This is a genomic window from Tahibacter caeni (assembly GCF_024609805.1).
In the GTDB taxonomy this organism is placed as follows: domain Bacteria; phylum Pseudomonadota; class Gammaproteobacteria; order Xanthomonadales; family Rhodanobacteraceae; genus Tahibacter; species Tahibacter caeni.
This window is the reverse complement of the sequence record NZ_JANFVR010000325.1, coordinates 1-5,329: the sequence shown is the minus strand read 5'-3', so window position 1 is coordinate 5,329 and position 5,329 is coordinate 1. Positions and strand designations below refer to the sequence as shown.

Genomic DNA, 5,329 nt, shown 5'->3' with positions numbered 1-5,329 from the left:
CGAAGTCCGACGGCGGCAGATAGCTCCACTGCTCGCGGCGCGTGCCGTAGGGCGTCACGAGCGTGGCGCTCGTGCGGTTGCCGTGCGTGTCGTAGGTGAAGGTCGTGATGCCGCCCAGGGCGTCGGTGCGCGTGGCCGGCTGCAGATGCACGGCATCCCAGCTCGTCTCGGTGGTGCCGGCCGCATCGGTGACGCGCACGCTGGCCCCGTAGCGGTTCATGCGGGTTTCGGTCGGGTGCTCGCGCGCATCCGTGACGACGCTGACGGGTTCGGCGAGCAGGCCGCGCACGGCACCGCCGACGCCGGTGTCGTAGGCAAGGCGCGTCACGGCCTGGTCGGGCTCGGTGACGGTCTGCACGCGCAGCTCCGGGAAGTACAGCGCGCGGTCGCTGAGCTGCACGCCGGTCCAGAACGGGACCGGCGTCTGGCCGTCGGCACTGTAGGCGTAACGGCGCGTGCTGCCGTCGAGCTCGTCGCGGACGGCGGTCAGGCGCCAGCCGAAGCGGGTATAGGCCATCTCGCCGTCGGGCTGGGTGTAGAACAGACCGTCGTAGTCGGCATAGGTGTAGCGCGCATGCTGCGTACCGGCGGTGGATGCGTCGCGGCGCTGCACGCTGACGAGATTGCCGACGTCATCGTACCCGTAGTCGAGCTGCAGTCCGCCGGGGCCGAGGGCCCTGGCGATCACGGTATGGCTGTCGCGCAGGTCGATGCCGCCGACCGTGCGGCTGACGACGACGGTGCGGTAGTCGAGCACGATGCCGCGTCCGGCACTGTCCTGCAGCCGCGTCACGTGCGCCGGTCCGTCGTTGTGTTCCCAGGTGTAGATGATGCGGTTGCCGTTGGTGTCCTCGACGTAGCTCAGGCGCGGGCCTTCCGGATCGGGCTCGGCGAAGTGGTAGCGCGTGCCGTCCTTGGCGATGAAGTCGTACTCGTTGCCCCGGCGCAGCAGGCTGCCGTGATAGCCGTACAGCGGCCGATAGCGCTCCGCGCCGTCGGGCTCGATGCCGTCGGACACGAAGCGCTGGCCTTGGCCCGCACCGCCGAGCACCACCCGGCTGCCGCAGGCGTTGCCGACGACCTGCATGTCCAGATCCGCGCTCCAGCCGCGGCCGAAGAAGCCGGGACGGTCGCCCGCATGGCTGGCGTAGGTGCGCGCGAGCCGCAGACCCGGTCCGCGGCCGCCCACGGCTATGTCGTTCTGGCTCAGCGCGAGGCCGCCGGAATACAGGTCCACGCCCTTGACGAAGTCGTGCGCGAGCGGCAGCGCATCGTGGCGTTCGCGCCGGCTGGAAATGACGCCTTCGCGCGCGTCGATCTCGCCGTTGGCGACGGCTTCGATGCGGTAGACGTAGCTGCCGATCGGCAGCTCGCCGGCGGGAACCTCCAGCTCGTGCAGACCGGCCGGCAGATCCTGCGCCGGACGCGGCCAGATTTCCCGGTCGGTGCGGTTGCCGTCGCGGTCGAGCAGGAAGAAGCGGATCTGCACACTAGCCGGCTGGCTGAGCACGTAGCCGAGCCGCGCCGGTGCGTCGCAGACGTAGCCGGTTGCCACGTCCACGTCCTGGCGCACGGCCAGGCTCTTGGGGAAGTTGCCGCGCAGCAGGCCGAGCAGGTCGGCCTCGTCCTTGGGCGCGGCCGCGGCCGGCCGCACCGGCGTCGGCGCAACGGCCGGGATGATGCCGTAGCCGGCGATGAGGCCTTGCTGGAAGTGCACGTCGACGGGGTCGGACTCCAGCCGCACGTAGCCGTTCTCGAGCACGGTTCTGGCGGTGTAGTGCTTCTCGGGGTCGATGCGCAGGCCGCGGCGCATGCGGCATTCCGCGCCGTACTCGCGATCGACGAGCGCGCAACCGCCGATCAATTCGTCGTCGCCGCTCAGCAGCAGCTGATTGACACCGGGTTGCCACTGCGGCGGATCGAATTCCGAGCGCAGCACGAAGTCGTCGTCGGTCGCGCTGAACGGGGTCAGCGGGATGCGGTCGGGCGTCAGGCCCGGCGGCCGCAGGGCGATGGCCCAGCCGTAACTGTGGTCGTCGGTCGTCTCGTCGTAGATCCCGGGGATGCTGAGTTCGTACTCGGGGGTCTCGGCGATGCTCTCGGGCATCGGGCCTCGCAGCAGCAGTCGTCCGCGGATGTCGCTCGGCGTCGCGCCGGCGCGCAGATGAAACTCGTAGTTGCCCGGCGAGACCTCGCGCCAGGAGTCCAGGGTGCCGCCCTGCAGCGGCGCGTTCGGGTTCACCTGCACCTGGCCGCCGGTCAGCGGTTGCCAGAGCGGGCCTGGCTGGACGTTGCCGTTTCCGATGAAGCAGTACAGCGCCCGGAACTGGTGAGGCGAGGCGATGATCTCGCCGAGCCTGGCCGCCCGGGACGTCTGGCCGGCGCCGTTGCGGGCGACCGAGGAGGCGGTATAGATGCCGCCCAAGCTGCCGCAGGCTTGCGTCGGAGACGATCGGTCCTCATGGGCTGCGCTGGTGCCCGCCGCGCTGACGTGCACGGTGTAGGCCATGTTCGGATGGCTGGGGGCCGCGACGTAGAACAGGGCGCGGCCGTCGCTGAGCGACGGCATCTGCAACGGCCCCGGCGTGGTGCAGGCGTGGCCGGTAAGTCGAAGTTCGTCGGCCGGGCAACCCTCGTCGCCGATGCGCGTGAACAGGCCTGCGCCGATGACGGCGCCGAATGCCGGCGTGTTCAGGCACTGGGCCGCGCTCGTGTCGTTGCTGACACTGATGTCGATGGGCGCGTTGGCGACCGGATTGTCGAACGCGTCGGTGATCTGAACGAGGTAGCTGTTGTAGCCGATGGCGAATTCCACCCAGCCCGTGTTCGCGCGCTCCAGCACCAGCGTCTCGGCTGCCGCAGGCAGTATGTCGGCGACCAGCGCCTCGCCCGAGTGCAAGGTGCCGCCGTTCGCCGTCGCGACCTCGACCTCGACCGTCGCATGGCCGACCCACTGCGGCGCCGTGTCGTCGGGATCGAGCAGCACGTAGTGACCGTCTTTGCCTTGCTGTTCGGCGAGCTGCACGACGGCTTCGGCGCTGCCGTTCGCCGCGCTCGTCACGGTGATGCTCGCGCTCTCGTTGCCGAGCGCATCGACGAGGCGGCTGCCGCTGGTCGTCATCCGGAACGTGACTGACGCGCCGCGCACGGGACGTCCGGCGGCATCGAGCACGTAGACGCGCAGCGGCCGTTCCGGACGCTGGCCGGCGATGCCGCGCTGGTGCTGCGTGGATTCGTCGATCGTCAGTATCGCCGCGGACAGCGGATCCTCGTTCGGCGGCAGCGCCGTCGGATCGCCGAGCAGCTCGACGAGATCCTGCAGATACCACAGCTCCGGGGGCTGCGCGGTCGATCCGCCGGCGAGCTGGCCGGCGATGAAATAGCCGCTCTCGCCGCTGGACAGCGAACGCACGCGCCAGACCGCGCCGCTCCAAGCCTCCAGGGTTATGGGTTCGGCCGGCACGTCGACGACGTAGCCGCGCGCGAGCCAGGCGTCGATCGCCGCGATCACGGCGGGCGCCTGATGCACGCCGCTGCTGCCGCTCGCCGCGTTGAGGCTCAGCAGCGGAACGTTCGCGGCGCGCGCGAGCGCGAGTCCCTTGTCGGCCGACAGGCTGGGTACGCTCCACTGCTGCTCGAACACGCGATGTTCCAGCGCCGAGCCCTGCAGCGCCGACAGCGCGGTCCAGTCGATTTCCGCCGTCGGCGCGTCGATCGCCGCGAACGCTTCGGCCGGGCGCAGCGCCGCATCCAGCGCGACGCCGCGCCAGTGCAGCGCGGTGGCCAGGCCGCCGACGCGGTCGACGCGGTACTGGTTCACGACGAGTGCGGCGGCCGGGAACGGCCGCACGACGCCGACGCCGACCAGTGCGGCCAGTTCCTCGTCGTCGCCGTTCCAGTTCGCGAGATAGCGCGCGCCGAGCTGGGCGAGCAGCCGCGCGCCTCGGCGTTCGTTGTCGCCGGGTGTGGCCGCATCGAGTTCGGCGGCCTGGTTCAGCGGCGGGGCGTCCAGCGCCAGCGCCGCGTAGCCGCCGGCGGTCAGGTTCTGCGCGAAGCCGGTCGCGCCGCCGGGACCGTCGAAACGGATCTCGATGCGGTGCGCCGCGCCGGCGTCGATCGCGCCGGTGCCGATGCGTTCGGGCTGGCCGGCGACGAACAGCACCGGCCGCACGCGATAGAGATAGGGCGGCGTCCGGCCCATGCCGCCGTGCGCATCGACGACGGCGGCGTCTTCGGCGGTCGCGGGCTGATAGGCCAGGGTCACGCGGCGTCCGGCCAGCGCGGAAACGGCGATGCGCACCTCGAGCGCGACCGGCGCGTCGTCCGTCTCGCCGCTGCGCACGGTCAGCTGCAGATGCTGGCGCAAGGCGTCGGGCAGTTCGGCGGATTCGCCGGTGACCGCGAGCACCGGCACCGGCAGGCTCGCCGGCAGCAGTTCGAGCGGCGCGGCGGCGAGGCCGTGCTGCGCGAGCTGGTCGGCGTAGCTCTGCGGCGGTATCAGCGCGGCGAGGCGACGCGTGAGTTCCTCGCGCAGGCGCTGCAGCGGTGCGTCGCTGCGCGGCTCGCGCAGGTGTTCGCCGATGAAGTCCTCGGCGACGAGGCCGGTCCGCGCGAGCGCGCCCGTCGCCGGCGTGAACGCCGACGGCTTCAGGGCCGGCGCAAGCGCGATCCAGCTGCGGCCGCTGAGATCCGCGCTGCTGCCGCGGTAGTTGGCCATCGGCAGGTATGCCGCGACGTAGGTGTGCTCGATCGCGTACGCGGCGATGCGGCCGCCGCGCACGACCGGCTTGTTCGCGACGCCGGCCGCGGTCAGCGCGAGGCCGACCTTGTCGCTGCGCACGCCCAGGCTCGCCGCGAGCGCGGCGAGATCGACCTCGACGACGCCGTGCACGTAGCGCGCGGGCGCGCGGCTCGCGCGCAGCAACGCAACCAGCAGGCTGGCCTGGTCGACGTCGTTGCCGGCCATGCTCGCCAGGGTCGCTTCGGCGCCCTGCTGCGCGCCGGCATACCAGCGCGTGCGCACGTTGCTGCGCACGAAATCGGCGATGCGCGCGTAGTCGTTGCCGAGCCGGCGGGCCTGATCGAGGATGGCCGGCGACAGCGGCGCGTCGGCCGATTCCGCCGAGTCGGCCGGTTGCGGCTCGACTTCCGCGTCGGCGTTCGCATAGCTCGGCACGATGGCCGGCGTCATCGCGGGATCGCGCGCCGGCAGGCGCGGGCGATGCAGCGGCAGCGGATTCGCGCCGTAGACGGGCGGTGCGTCGGCGGCGGCGTCGGCCGCGAGCAAGGCGTCGAGCTCGGCCGTCACGGCCGCGCCGACGGAGATCGG

General features: G+C 71.8%; 1 protein-coding gene. It reads right to left on the bottom strand.

Annotated features, from left to right (window positions below):
- Nucleotides 1-5,329, bottom strand: a 5,329-nt coding sequence (locus tag NON22_RS19870) for a DUF6531 domain-containing protein (protein WP_257388713.1), incomplete at both ends; no start/stop codon positions are given.